Below are 13,696 nucleotides of genomic sequence, written 5' to 3'. Positions count from 1 at the left end.
GTGCCCACCCCGCGAAGCCGCCCCCCGCGGCGCCCTCTGGGGCGGTGTGGGCGGGCTGGCGTTGGGCGCCGCGGGGGGCGGCTTCGCGGGGTGGGCACAGGCTTCCTCGACTCACAGCGACGGACAAGACATCGTCGACCTCGATCGCAGTTACCCGTTCTACGGGCAGGCCCACCCGGCCGGCGTCGCGACCGATCCGCAACGCTACTGCGTGTTCATGAGCTTCAACCTGGCTTCTGGCGCGACCCGCAGGGATCTGCAGACGCTGCTGGCCCGCTGGTCGGCGGCCACGGCAGTCATGCAGGAGGGACACCCGGTCGGCACCGTGCAGCCGTCCAGCGAACTCGCTCCCCCGGCCGACACGGGCGAGGCTTTCGGCCTCAGTCCCGCCAGCCTGACCGTCACCATGGGACTCGGCCCTGCGGTGTTCGGGGACCGCTTCGGCCTCGCCGCGCGCCGACCCGCCCTGCTGCAGGAGTTGCCACCGCTCAACGGTGACTACCTGGACCCCAAGCTCACCGGGGGCGACCTCTCGGTCCAAGCGTGCGCCGACGACCCCCAGGTGTGCTACCACGCCGCCCGCAACCTCGCCCGGATAGGCCGAAGCACTGTCACACCATCCTGGGCGGCGCTGGGCTTCGGCCGCGCGTCGGCCGGTCCCGGGCAGGAAACTCCGCGAAACCTCATGGGATTCAAGGACGGGACCCGCAATGTCAGCACCGACGAGCAATACGACGAGTACGTGTGGATCGCCGATAGCGACCAACCATGGATGAACGGTGGCACCTACCAGGTGGTCCGCAAGATCAGGATGCTGCTTGAAACATGGGATAGTGACCGTATCGGCGATCAGCAGACCATCTTCGGACGGTACAAACAGGAGGGCTCGCCGCTGACGGGCAAAGCGGAATTCGACACCCCCGATTTCGGCGCCAGGGACAGTGCGGGTGACCTGGTCATCGATCCGCTGGCACACATCGCGCTCGCCGCGCCCGAGAACAACGAGGGCGTCATGATCCGCCGCCGTCCGTACAACTACACCGACGGGCTGGACCCGACGGGCCAACTCAACGCCGGCCTGCTGTTCATCTGCTATCAGAACGATCCGGCGAACTTCATCAAGCTTCAGAATCGGCTCGGCGCAAACGACTTACTCAACGAATACATCCGCCACGTAGGTTCGGCCATCTTCGCGGTTCCACCCCCACCCGAACCGGGTCGATACATCGGACAGGCACTGTTCAGCTGAACAGAATCGCCTTCCGCCCGGCGTCGTCGGACAAAGGTCGATTTCCTGTCCCGTGCGGGGTCGGTTCGGCCAGGTCGATTCGGCGGTGTTGAGCCGCCGGTTTCCCGCTCTTGTCGACGTACCGACGGGATCTACGGGGTGCGGGACCTCGGGGCGGTTCGGGTGCCCGCCCACAGTGCCACGGCGGTGAGCGCGACCAGCCCGAGACCGGTTGCGAAGACGGTGAGGTCGAACGGTCCTGCACCCGGCCATCCGGCTTCGGTGCGCGCGGACCCGCGGAGGAAGGGCACGACGAAAAGGATGCCGACCGTGACGACGGACTCGGCGACGACGACGACCGGGAAATGTCTGACGGCGAGGTGAAACACGGTGTGGGCGTCGCCACCGTGCTGCGCCGCGCGGATTCGCGGGATCAGTACCCGGGTGTTGTAGGCCCCGGCTACCAGCAGCGCCAAGACCAGGACAAGCTTGATCGCCAGATAGCGCCCGTATGCGGTGGTCAGTAGCTGGCTCGGGGTGCCGACGTGCGTCCAGCTCAGCCACGCTCCGCTGACGAGCAAGGCGCCGACCGAATACAGCGCCACGACGGTGAAGCGTTCCCAGATCTGGATCCAGTCCTGGGCAGCACGTGCATCGGTGTCGAGGCCACCGCGGGTTCGGCGCCCGATGATTCCGGCGGCGGCCAACACGATCAAACCACCCACCCAGAACATCATTCCGAGAATATGGGCGGCGATCAGCACGTTGCGTACCAGACCGTCGATCGGCGAAAAAGAAGTAGGGATGTGGGGAATCATCGCGCCGATCACGGTGATCGCAGTGACGGCGATGGCCAACCCGCGAGAATCGCGGGACCGCATCCCGACCAGGCCGGCTGCAACCAGCACGAAGATACCGAATTGTGCCAGTGTAGTCGCACCGCCGGCACTGCCCCGTGACGGCGGCGACGCCACAAACTCCGAAACCACACCCATACTGGCCGCGCCGACAAGCCCGGTGTGCCCGAATCGAGCTACAGCACTGAGGAATTGCAGAACCGCCACCGCGATGACGAAGACCGCCGCCGGGGCCGCCAGGGCCCGGACTCGCCGTGACACGACACCGCCGCGGGCTTCGGGAATGGCCAATGCCGCCACCGTGATACCGATCGCCGCAGGCACCGACAAACTGAGGTAGTAGAGAACTTCGAGGAGGATCTCCGACAATGCCGGTGTGGGCGGCGCGGACTCTGGCACAGAACTCTCCTTGCTAGTGGTCCGTCTGTGAATTAGTGAGGTAGTTTGTAGTATGCCTGTTGTGACAGCTGCCCCGTTGCCGGTCAGCGATGCCCAGCGCGCGGAGTTGCAGAAGATGGCGGCCTCGACGTCGTTGCCGCATCGGCAGGTGGTGCAGGCGCGGGCACTGTTGTGGGCCTGTGATGGGGTGGCCAACGAGGAGATCGCCCGGCGCAGCGGGGTGGACTCCGATACGGTGCGCCGCTGGCGCACTCGGTTCGGTGAACACGGTGTCGATGGTGTTGGTCGGATCGCCAAGGGCCGGGGACGCAAGCCGAGCCTGCCGGCGGGCACGGTCGCTGAGGTGTTGCGCATCACGCATAAGGAGCGACCCGCTGACGGGTCGACGCACTGGTCGACCCGGACGTTGGCGGCGCGCGTCGGCATCGGCAAGGATGCGGTGGCCAAGATCTGGGCTGATCACAATCTCAAGCCTTGGAAGGTTGAGACCTTCAAGGTCAGCAACGACCCGCGGTTCGAGGAGAAACTCGTCGATGTCGTGGGGCTGTATGTGAACCCGCCGGCGCGGGCGGTGGTGTTCAGCTTCGATGAGAAGACGCAGTGTCAGGCGTTGGACCGCACCCAGCCCTCGCTGCCGATGAAGGCCGGCCGAGCCGGGACGATGACCCACGACTACAAACGCAACGGCACCATCGACTTGTTCGCCGCGATGAACCTCGCCACCGGGGAGGTGCTGACCGAGCTGCGCAAGGGGCACACCGACGCTGACGTGCTGCGGTTCTTCAAGCAGATCGACGCCAGCGTCCCCCGTGGTCTCGGGGTGCACGTCGTGCTCGACAACCTCTCGGCGCATTCCACCCCCGAGATCGCGAAGTGGCTGGCGCACAAGGACCGTCGCCGTTGGCACCTGCATTACACCCCGACCTCGAGTTCCTGGGTGAACCTCGTGGAGCGCTGGTTCAAGGAACTCACCGACAAACGGCTGCGCCGAGGCGTGTTCACCAGCGTCGCTGAACTCACCGAAGCCATCACCAGGTGGGCTGCGCAGTGGAACACCGACCCTAAACCCTTCATCTGGAAAGCCACCGCCGAGGACATCATCGCCAAAGTCCAACGCGGCAGAGCCACCCTTAACCAGATCAAATCACAGACAGACCACTAGGATCGACAGCTCAATTCCAGGCTGTCGCGCTGCTTGTCGGGGATGTTGACACTGATGTAGCCGTTGCCCGGATCCCGCACGTAGTCGAGATACGTCTTCGCGCCCGCACTGTCGGCATTGTCGGCCAGTATCAGCGCGCCGGCGCTGAGATGGCGCTCGACGAGCTGAAGTACCGGAAGGTACATCTCCTTCCATCCGTCGAGGAGCATGACTCCGACCGGCCCCGTCACCGCGCTGAGTGTTTCACGCGCGTCGCCCTCGAAGATGGTGATGACGTCGTCGAGTCCAACGGCGGAAAAGGTCCGTGAGGCCGCGGCGATCTTCGTGGCGCTCATTTCGGTGGTCACCACCCGTCCGAACCCGTTGTCGTGTACCGCGGCAGCAAGGTGCAGCGTCGAGATCCCGTAGGACATCCCGAACTCGATGACCGTTGCCGGCTTGGTGGCCCGCACCAGGGAGTACAACAGCCGTCCCGTGGTGGCTCTGACGGGCATGTAGATCTCGGCGGCGGCGTCGGCGCGCTCCTGTGCGCTGGCGTCCGGCGACCGGTGCAGGCCGGCATGCGGGCCACCCGGCCCGGCGTTGCGCCGTTGGGCTTGGGCTTTCTCGTACAGGTCGGCCAGCGCACCGGACACGGGATCACGATCCAACGAGGTCACCATCGCTTCAGGCTAACTAACTTCCGTGCTTTTGACGGACGTAAGAATCTGCTGTGTGTCGACGCCCGACATCACTCGCGGCAAGCTACCCCTGGGTTGCGACTCGGCTCGGTGGTCGTCGTCGGCAACCGCAGCGCCGGGATCATCCAGGTACTCGAGGCCGCCACCGCCAAGGACCCCGCCACAATCAACGGATGGCCGGTGAGCGCTTCGGAGACACCCTGAGACGGGTCGACCCGCGTGAGGGCGATCCGCTCGCTCAGCCAGCAGGCCCCGAGTACGACCCCGAGAACCGCCAGAAGTGTGCGCACCAGCGGGTAGGCCCGAGTGCAGCTGAAGACCCACAGCGAGGGCATGATCAGGGCGACGATCATCAGTTGGGTCAGTTCTATGCCCACGTTGAATCCGAGAAGCTCACCTACCAGTGAATCGCGGCCGAGCTCGAGTTGGCCGAGCAGCGCCGCGAATGCCAGTCCGTGCATCAGGCCGAAACCTGCAGCGATGCAGACTTCGCCACCGCGAACGATCGGCTTGATCGCGTGGACCGCCGACACCAGGATGGACAGCGCGATCAGGCTCTCAACAAGGCGACTGGGCAGGTGCACCAGTCCCACGGCACCCAGCGCCAGGGTGGCCGAGTGCCCCACGGTGAAGGCAGTCACCACGTGGACGACTCGAAGGGTGCTGCGACGCGGGTTGTTGGTACACACCCATCGGCCCCGCCGTGCCAGTAGGGGAGCGGGAAGCAGCAGCATGATGAGGAACAGCAGATGATCTGCACCCTCGGCGATGTGCTTGATGCCCAGTCCGATGGCCGCGACGAAGAACTGCGCGGCCGTGGGGTTGTGGTGACGGGCCACGGTGATGGTATGCGATTGCCAGTCCAAGACCCCGAGCGTCACGTAATCCTCGGCCGGGGTGGTTCTGGTGGCCACGAAGATCCGATGAGACAGCAGGTGATGCACGATCGCGTCGCAGTGCAGGTCGAAATCACCCAGCGCCGTTGCCTCGGGCGGGTCAAGGGTGATGTCGAAGATCAGGTGGCCCACACCGTCGATGACGCCGACGCGGCCGTTCAGAAGGTTCACACCCCAGGCCGCGCCGGTGCTGGGCTGTGTCGCCCCGATGTGTGCCGCCACATAGGAATGCAGCTCTTCGAGAGTCTGCGGTTGGGCGACGGTGGCGGCGGTCAGCGGCTCATCGAGGGCAAGCGCCATCCGATCGATCGGCAACTGTATCTGGCCGGTCACCCGGTCGGCGGCACCCAGGTCGAGCAGGATAGCCGTGGTGCTCAGGGGGTGGGCAGCCGCGGACGCGCAACTCGCGATCAGGACGAGCGCCGCCGCGGCCATGCCCGCGAGGACATCGCGGATTGACCGGAGGCTGCGACGATCGGGACGCGGGCCATCCGCCATGGTCAGCTCGGCTTGCTGCTGCCGTAGTCGTTGTTCTTGTCGCGATACACCGAGTGGTAGTGGATGTTTGGTGTGCTGTTACTGCGGGTGTTGATGAACTCGATCCACACGCTGGGCCCGTCGATACGGATGTAGCTGTTCTCGTCGGTCGGGCCGCTGTTGTTCGACCAGCCGATCCGGGTGTCGTCGAGTTCCGATTGGTATTCCGCCAGCAGCCTCGTGGCAGCGTCGGTACTGAGATCCCCGACATAGGTCCGGATCGCGGCCAGGACGGCCGCCCGCTGAGTCGCGTCCAGGTCGGAGACCGGCAGCCCCTCCGGAGTGGGGAAGGTGCCGGAGTCCTTACCCGGCCCCATCAGCAGATCATCGAAGGTTCCCGAAGTGATCTCGGCGGCGCCGCGCTGCCGATCCGTCAGCGCGTCGATCATGGCGAACATACTTGACGATTCGGCCCCGACCGGCCTCACCGTCACTCCGTCCACGTCGAACGAGGTCGGTTCGGAACCGACGAACTGCGGCGTCTGGCTGACATCGTCGCCGTTGTAGGTCAGATTGCGTGCCAGGTGGTGGCCACCGAACTGGACCATGAACGGTCGGTCTTCCGAAGGCTTCCCGTAGACGGCGATGAAGTAGTCCTTCACGCTGCTGAACATGTCGGCCCCTCGGCCACCGAGACCGGCAAGAAAGTCATCGGCCGCCTGAATGTCCCGATCCTGTTGGTAGCCCACGCCACTGAGCGCCACCTTGAGCACCGCGTAAGCCGCATCCAACTGCTCGGAGGTCAGATCGGCCAGCGCGATTCCCTCGCGCGGCACCGTGCCGGCCGGATAGTTCGACCAGGTCTGCCGTGCTTGGCTGTCGGAGAAGTCGTATTCCACAGTGTCGCGCTGCTCCTGATCCAGCAACGCCAGGAAGGTGTTCGTTGCGGCCACGACGTCTGCGGTGTTGGCTCCCCCAGGGCTCACGCCATCGGTGTTCAGATCAACCGCTGCGATCGGTTGCCGGTCGCCCGGCCCCCCTGACGGAGACCCCGCCGCGGCCGCGGATGACGTGCCGAGCGTGGGCGACGTGGCAGACGGTGAGTCCGAGGTGCAGCCCCCCACGACAAGCGCCACTGCCAGGCCGAAGCTTCCGAATGCCCAATATTCTCTACGCATACTTCCCTCATCTGTGGACACGATCACTCCGACGACAACCCGACCAGAAGATGCCTTCGCGCTTGGTATTTCAGCGGGCCAAGGAGGGGCCGACGGCGCAGCACGGCTCGACGCTATCGCCGCAGGCTTGGATGACCATGTGCGCCAACTGTGGGCAGATCGAGTTCGATGCGTGGTGCACGAGCGTCACCACGTGAGTCTTCGAACTCGTAGTCCAGGCAGTCAGCTCCGGGTCCCGGAAGGGATCAACGGGTCGGCAAGGCCGCCGACGCAGGTAAGCGCGGGCACGAGGCCGCTACGACCGGGCCCGCAATCGGAAGAGGTTGAGCTTGTAGGCGTTGACGACCCTCGGCAGGAGTCGAGCAAGTAGCCTGTTGCCGTAGCGGTAGCGCGCCGGCCAGGATCTGGCGACATCGGGCTGCGGATGGGCGAAGGTGCGCGTGTCGAGCAATTCCACGCCCCAGGACTCCAGATCATGTGGGTCTTCGCAAACCCATTGCATCCGAGCTGCCATGGATTTCATCACTCCGTTGCGGTCCTGGTTTTCGATCATCGCCCGACCGCCGGTATCGAAGGCCAGCAACGATCCGTCGAAGCGCTCGGCGAGTTGCGCCACGACCCTGCGCACCTGCTGTTCGGTGAGGTAGAGCAGGACCGCCTCGCAGACGAAGAAGTACGGGCCGGGCGCGGCGGCGACGGACTCGAACCAGTCGGTGTCGAGGACCGAGCCCGCCAGCATCGTGTTTCGGCCCCGATCGGCGAAGAACCGCCTGCGCAGTGTGATCGCATCGGGCAGATCGAGGTCGAACCAGTGGACCTCACCGTTGTCGAGCCGGTCGAACCGGGTGTTCAGACCGGCCCCGAGCTCAACGACCGTCCCGGCGGGATGTTCGTCGAGAAAGTCGCGCACCCAGCCGTCGAACACCGAGGTACGGAGCACCGACCCGGGCAACGATGGGCCCTTGAAACGGGTGAAGTCGTAGTCGATGCCCTCGACGAGTTCGGCCGCACGTCGATCACCGAGCACCGGATGGCCCGAAGCGGCGTCACGCGCCCTGCCGTAGAGCGGTATCAACAACGTCTCCTGCACGGCGCCGAGCTCCGGCTCGATCTTGCCCACGGACGCTCCTCCGACTCACGGTGCATACCCCGGGGACACACCAGCTCCATCGATATTAGGGTAGCCTAACTCCGTTGGTGAGGGGCGTTCACCTCCGGCGACCACCACCCCCGGAGGGGCATGGTCACATAAAGCCGGTTTTCGCGGCGGCCACCATGTCCTGGACCTCCCTGCGGAACACCTCCGGAATGCGTTGTGCGTCGAGGTCCAGAAAACCCTGCACGATCAGGGTGCGCGCGTCCTCTTCGCTGAGCCCGGTCGACATCAGGTAGGCAATCTTGTCGGCGCTGATCATGCCGATCGAGGCCTCATGGGACAGTTGGGCGTCGCTGGACTTGGCCACCAGCGACGGCGAGGACCGCAGTTCGCCGCCGTCGGTGAGCTTGAGCCCGTCACAGCCGAGGTAGCCATGCACCCCCGGGGCTTCACCGGTGAGTTCGGACCGATTGACGATGGTGCCGTCCCCGGTGACCATCCGGGTCAGGCTCTCGGCGTTGGCACCCGCCCCCGTCAGGCGGATCTCGGACTCGATGGTGCGCGTGGTGCCGCCGGGAGCGTAGACGACCAGTTGGTCATTGGAGTTCGCATCGGCCTCCAGCACGGTTGCACTGTTGCAGTAGTGGCTGCGCAGACCCGACAGGGCTATGGCGGTATCGGTGCTGTGGGCACCGGCCGCCAGATGCGCGCGCGCATAGCTGTCGACGGTCATCCCATCGGCCCAACGTTCGATGGACACCGAGCTGCAGGTGGCACCCTCGCGCAGATAGGTCTCCGAGATCGAGACGTGATGGCCCGTGTGGGTCTGGCCCCAAACCGCCGCCCCCGACAACATCGTCATGGTGGCGTTGCGATCCACCACGGTGATGTTGTGCACGAACTGCCGCGCCTGCGGCGTCTCCAACAGGGTGAAGGATTGAAGCGGCTTGCCGAGCGTGACCCCTTCGTGCACCCAGATGAAGTGGCCCACACGCTCCTGGGTGGACTCGGCGAACTCGCGCACCAGGTCGTCGAAATCGGGTGGAATCAGGTTGAACATCAGATCCTGCACCCACGGGTAACGGCGCAGCGCCTCGGCGATCGGCCAGATCTCCACCCCGTCGTCGCGCACCGAGATGCGCCGCAGCTCGTTGTCGACGATGACGCAGGTACCGGAGTGCTCACGTTCGGCGCTGTAGCCGATCTCACGCAGGGGGCGAACCTCGTTCTCGGTCAGGGATCCGGTGGTGCCGTCAATCGATGTCATCGGTGCACTCCTCGCGTGATGTGCTTGTCGGTTTCGGGTCGGTCGTCGTTGCCGGGCACGGTGTACCCGTGAGCCTTGATGTGCTGAAACAGTGCGTACGGTTCCCCCGAGTGGACCAGCCGCCCGCCGACCATCAGGTGGCCGACATCGGCCTTGAGGTAGTCGAGGATGAACCCGGTGTGGGTGATCACCAACGCCGACCGGCGCTGCCCCTCGCCGTCGGGTTGACGCAACAACTGGTGGATCCCGGCACCGACCGCGGCAATGTGTTCGAGGTCCACGCCGCTCTCGGGTTCGTCGAACAGACAGACCTGCGGTCGCTGAAGATAGAGCTTGAGGATCTCCCAGCGCTTGATCTCCCCGCCGGAGAATCCGGCATTGATATCGCGATCCAGTAGGCCTTCGAAGTCCAACAGGTGAGCCTGAGCGGTCAGTTCGTTCACCGCCGACAACGATCGGCCCAGATCACGCAACGACACCCCCTGAAGTGCCGGCGGCCGCTGAAACGCCAACCCCAATCCCAGCTTCGCGCGCTCGTCCACCCCCAAACCGGTGATCTCGGTGCCCAACAAACGCACCTCGCCGCTGGTGACCTCGTACGGAGGCAGCCCCATGACCGCACCCAGCAGCGAGGACTTCCCAGACCCGTTGGGGCCGAAAAGCACATGGGTCTCACCGCCGTTGATCGTCAGGTCCACCTGCCGGCAGATCGGGACCCCCGCCACGGACACATCGACGTTGCTCAGTTCCAATGACACACGCACCCGGTCGATATTAGGTAAGCCTAACCACAAGACGGTAGGGACTTTGTGCCCTAAGAGAGCCCTCGGGTTTGACCGCGTTGATGGATGCCCAGCCCACGACCCCGCGAGCGAACAGACATCGGCAAGCTTTTACCGTTCCATCTGGCCCACTGTTAAGGTGAGCCACACCTAGCATTGGACAGGCAAAGCTGGGTGAGTGACGTCTCGGAGCGAGGACTAACGGATGACTGCCGCCGGTGATATCTCCAGCACAGCGTTGTCCCTGCTCGCCGCGGGTCCCAGCGTGTCCTCGCAGATGTTCGGCAGCGCGCTGATCGGGCTGCGGGAGGGCCTCGAAGCCGCCATCGTCGTCACCATTCTGGTGGCCTTCCTGGTGAAATCCGACCGCCGCGACGCCCTGAAGTGGGTATGGCTGGGTGTCGGAGCGGCCGTCGCCATGACGGTCGGGGTGTTCCTGGTCATCCAGTTCGGCGAGAACACGGTGCAGGATCTGGCCGCCGAGGCCATCGCCGGGGTCGCCTCGCTGGTGGCCGTCGTCATCGTCACCACGATGGTGCTCTGGATGAAGAAGGCCGCCGCCGGCATGTCGGGCCAGCTGCGCGAGGAGATGTCGGCCGCGCTGGAGACCGGCGCCGTGGCCGTGCTGACGCTGGCCTTCCTGGCCGTGGGCCGCGAGGGTTTCGAGACCGCGCTGTTCATGGTCGGCTACGCCCAGGCCGAGACGGCCTGGCCGCTGGTCGGGCTCGTCATCGGCGTCGCGATCGCCGCGGCGCTGGCCTACGGCCTCTACCGCGGCGCGCTGCAGATCAACCTGGCGAAATTCTTCAAGTACACGGGCGTGTTCCTCATCGTCGTCGCCGCCGGGATCCTGGCCTACGGGGTCAAGGCGCTGCAGACCGTGGGCTGGCTGCCCGGGCTGGGCAACAAGGCCTTCGACATGACCGGCTGGTTCGACTGGTCAGCCTGGTACGGCGAGGTCATCCAGGGCGTGTTCAACATCGACCCCAGCCCCACCGTGCTGCAGTTCCTCTGCTGGCTGGCCTACATCGCCGTCGTGCTCACGCTGTTCCTGCGGCCCAACCGATCCGCCAAGCCCGCCGACTCCCCCACACCGGACCTCCCCCAGAACGCACCCGAGAACACCCCCGAGAACGCACCCGAAAGGTCGACCACGTGAACCGCACTCTGCCCTTCCTCGCCGCCGCCGCGATGCTGACCGGCGCCGGCCTGGCCGGCTGCACCGCCAAGGAGTCCGACTCGGCCGGCGGCGCCGACGGCGCCAAGGAGCCGGTGACCGTCGAGGCCTCCGACACCGAGTGCACCCTGTCGTCCACCGAGGGCACCACCGGGGCCAACACGTTCCTGATCACCAACAACGGCAGCAAGGTCACCGAGTTCTACGTCTACGGCGAGGGCGAACGGGTGATGGGCGAGGTCGAGAACGTCTCCCCCGGCCTGCAGCGCAAGCTGATCGTGCAGCTCGGTGAGCCCGGCACCTACCAGACCGCGTGCAAGCCCGGCATGGTCGGCGACGGCATCCGCGCGGACTACACGGTCACCGGCGAGGCGGTCCAGATCGACACCGAGGGCAAGTTCAAGGAGGCCGCCGACAGCTACAAGCGCTACGTCAACAGCCAGACCGACGCGCTGGTGCCGGCCACCGAAACCTTCGTCGCCGCGATCAAGGCCGGCGACATCGAGGCCGCCAAGGCCCAGTTCCCGATCGCGCGCACCTACTACGAACGCATCGAGCCGGTCGCCGAGTCCTTCCCCAACGACCTGGACCCGCGGATCGACCTGCGCGAGGCCGACCTGGAACCCGGCCAGAAGTGGACCGGCTTCCACCGCCTGGAGAAGGACCTGTGGGTCGACGGCCTGCAGCCCGACACCAACCAGATCGCCGACCAGCTGGTCGCCGACGTCAAGGAACTCAACGACGGGGTCAAGGCCCCGGACTGGAAGATCGACTCCACCCAGATCGCCGGCGGCGCCCAGGGACTGCTCGACGAGATCTCGACGAGCAAGATCACCGGCGAGGAGGACATCTTCAGCCACACCGACCTGTGGGACTTCAACGCCAACGTGCAGGGCAGCCAGACCGCGGTGGCCTCGGTGCGCCCGATCCTCGACGAGCGCAACCCCGACCTGGGCAAGCGGGTCGACCAGCGCTTCGGCGAGGTCGAGGCGCTGCTGCAGAAGCTCCGCGCCGGTGACGGATTCGTGCTCTACGACACCGTCACCGAGGACCAGCGCCAGCAGCTGTCGCGCGCCATCGACGCGCTCAGCAAGGAAGTGAGTCAGGTTCAAGGTGTCATCGCAGGACAGTGATTTCCCCGGCGATTCCCCCGGCCCCGGCGATCCCGGGACCGGACAGGACCCGGTGACCGCCACCGGGGAACCCGGCGCGTCCACGCGCACCGGGTTCTCCCGGCGCAGGCTGCTGGGCGCGGCCGGCGTCGGAGCCGCCGTGGCCGGTGCCGCCGGCGCCGGCGTGATGGCCGGACGCGCCTCGGCGGCCAGCTCGGTGCACACCGAACTGACCGGCCCGGTGGAGTTCCGCGGGGTGCATCAGGCCGGCATCGTCACCCCGGCCCAGGACCGGATGCACTTCGCCACCTTCGACGTCATCACCGATGACCGCGCCGAACTCGTGCAGCTGCTGCGCGAGTGGACGCACATGGCCGAGCGGATGACGCAGGGCGAGGAGGCGTTCCGCGACGGGGCGATCGGCCTGAACCCCTATGCGCCGCCGTCGGACACCGGCGAGGCGCTGGGCCTGCCCCCCTCCCAGCTGACGCTGACGATCGGCTTCGGCCCGTCGTTCTTCGTCAAGGACGGCAAGCCGCGGTTCGGCCTCGGCGACCAGAAACCCGACCTGCTCGAGGATCTGCCGAAGTTCCCCAACGAGACCATGGACCCGGCGCGCTCCGGCGGCGACATCTGCATCCAGGCCTGCGCCAACGACCCGCAGGTGGCGGTGCACGCGGTGCGCAACCTGGCGCGGGTGGCCTTCGGCGTGGCCGCGGTGAAGTACTCCCAGCTCGGTTTCGGGCGCACCTCGTCGACCACCCGCGACCAGTCCACGCCGCGAAACCTGTTCGGTTTCAAGGACGGCACCAACAACATCAAGGCCGAGGACACCCAGCTGCTGACCGAGCAGGTGTGGGTCAACCCCGGCGACGGCCCGGACTGGCTGACCGGCGGCACCTACATGGCCACCCGGCGCATCCGGATGCGCATCGAGCCCTGGGACCGCACCACGCTGCTGGAGCAGGAACGGGTGATCGGCCGGCAGAAGGGTTCCGGCGCCCCCAACGGGCTGACCCAGGAGTTCCAGGAACTGGACCTGGACATGGTCGACGACGAGAACCAGCCGCTGATCGACGTCGGCGCCCATGTGCGCGTGGTCTCCCACCAGCACCTGAACGGCATCCGGATCCTGCGCCGCGGCTACAACTTCACCGACGGCACCGACGGCTTCGGGCACCTGGACGCCGGGTTGTTCTTCATCGCGTTCAACCGCAACCCGGCCACCCAGTTCATCCCGATGCAGGCCGAGATGTCGCGCAGTGACGCGATGAACGAGTACATCACCCACACCGGCACCGGCCTGTTCGCGATCCCCCCGGGGATCCCGGCCGGCGACCGCGACGCCTACTGGGGTTCGACGCTGTTCGGCTGACCGGGGCCGC

12 protein-coding genes are annotated in these 13,696 nt (G+C 66.1%); 5 read left to right on the top strand and 7 right to left on the bottom strand.

The annotated features are described in order from the left end of the window. Positions 1-1,249, top strand: a 1,249-nt coding sequence (efeB, locus tag CSR00_RS16525) for an iron uptake transporter deferrochelatase/peroxidase subunit (RefSeq protein ID WP_218014507.1), incomplete at its 5' end; no start/stop codon positions are given. A gap of 131 nt (positions 1,250-1,380) precedes the next feature. Here the strand turns inward: efeB (CSR00_RS16525) and CSR00_RS16520 are convergent. Beyond that, positions 1,381-2,484 carry a CopD family protein gene (locus tag CSR00_RS16520; RefSeq protein ID WP_141564378.1) on the bottom strand — a complete coding sequence of 368 codons (1,104 nt, stop codon included), beginning with the start codon at positions 2,482-2,484 and terminating at the stop codon, positions 1,381-1,383. Between the two features lie 115 nt (positions 2,485-2,599). On the opposite strand from CSR00_RS16520, the gene CSR00_RS16515 reads away from it, so the two are divergent. Further along, entirely contained in the window at positions 2,600-3,646 is a 1,047-nt protein-coding gene (locus tag CSR00_RS16515) for an IS630 family transposase (RefSeq protein ID WP_245906139.1), read from the top strand. Here the strand turns inward: CSR00_RS16515 and CSR00_RS16510 are convergent. From CSR00_RS16510 to CSR00_RS16485, 6 genes are all read right to left on the bottom strand, one after another. Beyond that, positions 3,643-4,308: an O-methyltransferase gene (locus tag CSR00_RS16510; RefSeq protein ID WP_099023501.1), complete on the bottom strand. Its 666-nt coding sequence runs from the start codon at positions 4,306-4,308 to the stop codon at positions 3,643-3,645. The genes CSR00_RS16515 and CSR00_RS16510 overlap by 4 nt on opposite strands. Before the next feature lie 68 nt (positions 4,309-4,376). Then, complete coding sequence (locus tag CSR00_RS16505) at positions 4,377-5,657, bottom strand: HupE/UreJ family protein (RefSeq protein ID WP_099023500.1); 1,281 nt, start codon at positions 5,655-5,657, stop codon at positions 4,377-4,379. A gap of 65 nt (positions 5,658-5,722) precedes the next feature. Beyond that, positions 5,723-6,877, bottom strand: a complete 1,155-nt coding sequence (locus tag CSR00_RS16500) for a DUF3500 domain-containing protein (RefSeq protein WP_099023499.1) — start codon at positions 6,875-6,877, stop codon at positions 5,723-5,725. Between the two features lie 295 nt (positions 6,878-7,172). Further along, positions 7,173-7,997, bottom strand: a complete 825-nt coding sequence (locus tag CSR00_RS16495) for a class I SAM-dependent methyltransferase (RefSeq protein WP_099023498.1) — start codon at positions 7,995-7,997, stop codon at positions 7,173-7,175. A gap of 124 nt (positions 7,998-8,121) precedes the next feature. After that, the gene (locus CSR00_RS16490; RefSeq protein WP_099023497.1) at positions 8,122-9,240 is read right to left on the bottom strand and encodes a SufD family Fe-S cluster assembly protein; all 1,119 of its coding nucleotides are present in this window, start codon (positions 9,238-9,240) and stop codon (positions 8,122-8,124) included. Further along, positions 9,237-10,004 carry an ABC transporter ATP-binding protein gene (locus tag CSR00_RS16485; RefSeq protein WP_099023496.1) on the bottom strand — a complete coding sequence of 256 codons (768 nt, stop codon included), beginning with the start codon at positions 10,002-10,004 and terminating at the stop codon, positions 9,237-9,239. Before CSR00_RS16485 ends, CSR00_RS16490 begins: the two co-directional genes overlap by 4 nt. Positions 10,005-10,227: 223 nt before the next feature. Here CSR00_RS16485 and efeU point away from each other — a divergent pair, with 223 nt between their 5' ends. The 3 genes from efeU to efeB (CSR00_RS16470) are packed head-to-tail and all read left to right on the top strand — an operon-like array spanning position 10,228 to position 13,686. Further along, on the top strand, positions 10,228-11,181 hold the full coding sequence (efeU, locus tag CSR00_RS16480) for an iron uptake transporter permease EfeU (protein ID WP_099023495.1): 954 nt from the start codon (positions 10,228-10,230) through the stop codon (positions 11,179-11,181). Positions 11,182-11,213: 32 nt separating this feature from the next. Continuing rightward, complete coding sequence (efeO, locus tag CSR00_RS16475; RefSeq protein ID WP_099023507.1) at positions 11,214-12,332, top strand: iron uptake system protein EfeO; 1,119 nt, start codon at positions 11,214-11,216, stop codon at positions 12,330-12,332. Positions 12,333-12,384: 52 nt separating this feature from the next. Then, positions 12,385-13,686 carry an iron uptake transporter deferrochelatase/peroxidase subunit gene (gene efeB / locus CSR00_RS16470; RefSeq protein WP_245906136.1) on the top strand — a complete coding sequence of 434 codons (1,302 nt, stop codon included), beginning with the start codon at positions 12,385-12,387 and terminating at the stop codon, positions 13,684-13,686. Positions 13,687-13,696: the final 10 nt, after the last annotated feature.

Source organism: Mycolicibacterium palauense (genome assembly GCF_002592005.1).
Taxonomy (GTDB): Bacteria; Actinomycetota; Actinomycetes; order Mycobacteriales; family Mycobacteriaceae; genus Mycobacterium; species Mycobacterium palauense.
The sequence above is the reverse complement of the archived record's forward strand: the minus strand, read 5'-3'. Positions and strand labels throughout refer to the sequence as shown.

What these genes read in the sequence shown, in the direction of transcription:
- CSR00_RS16515 (WP_245906139.1), top strand. Translation starts at nt 2,600, where the DNA reads ATGGCGGCCTCGACGTCGTTGCCGCATCGGCAGGTGGTGCAGGCGCGG.
- CSR00_RS16510 (WP_099023501.1), bottom strand. Translation starts at nt 4,308, where the DNA reads ATGGTGACCTCGTTGGATCGTGATCCCGTGTCCGGTGCGCTGGCCGAC.
- CSR00_RS16505 (WP_099023500.1), bottom strand. Translation starts at nt 5,657, where the DNA reads ATGGCCGCGGCGGCGCTCGTCCTGATCGCGAGTTGCGCGTCCGCGGCT.
- CSR00_RS16500 (WP_099023499.1), bottom strand. Translation starts at nt 6,877, where the DNA reads ATGCGTAGAGAATATTGGGCATTCGGAAGCTTCGGCCTGGCAGTGGCG.
- CSR00_RS16490 (WP_099023497.1), bottom strand. Translation starts at nt 9,240, where the DNA reads ATGACATCGATTGACGGCACCACCGGATCCCTGACCGAGAACGAGGTT.
- efeU (WP_099023495.1), top strand. Translation starts at nt 10,228, where the DNA reads ATGACTGCCGCCGGTGATATCTCCAGCACAGCGTTGTCCCTGCTCGCC.
- efeO (WP_099023507.1), top strand. Translation starts at nt 11,214, where the DNA reads ATGCTGACCGGCGCCGGCCTGGCCGGCTGCACCGCCAAGGAGTCCGAC.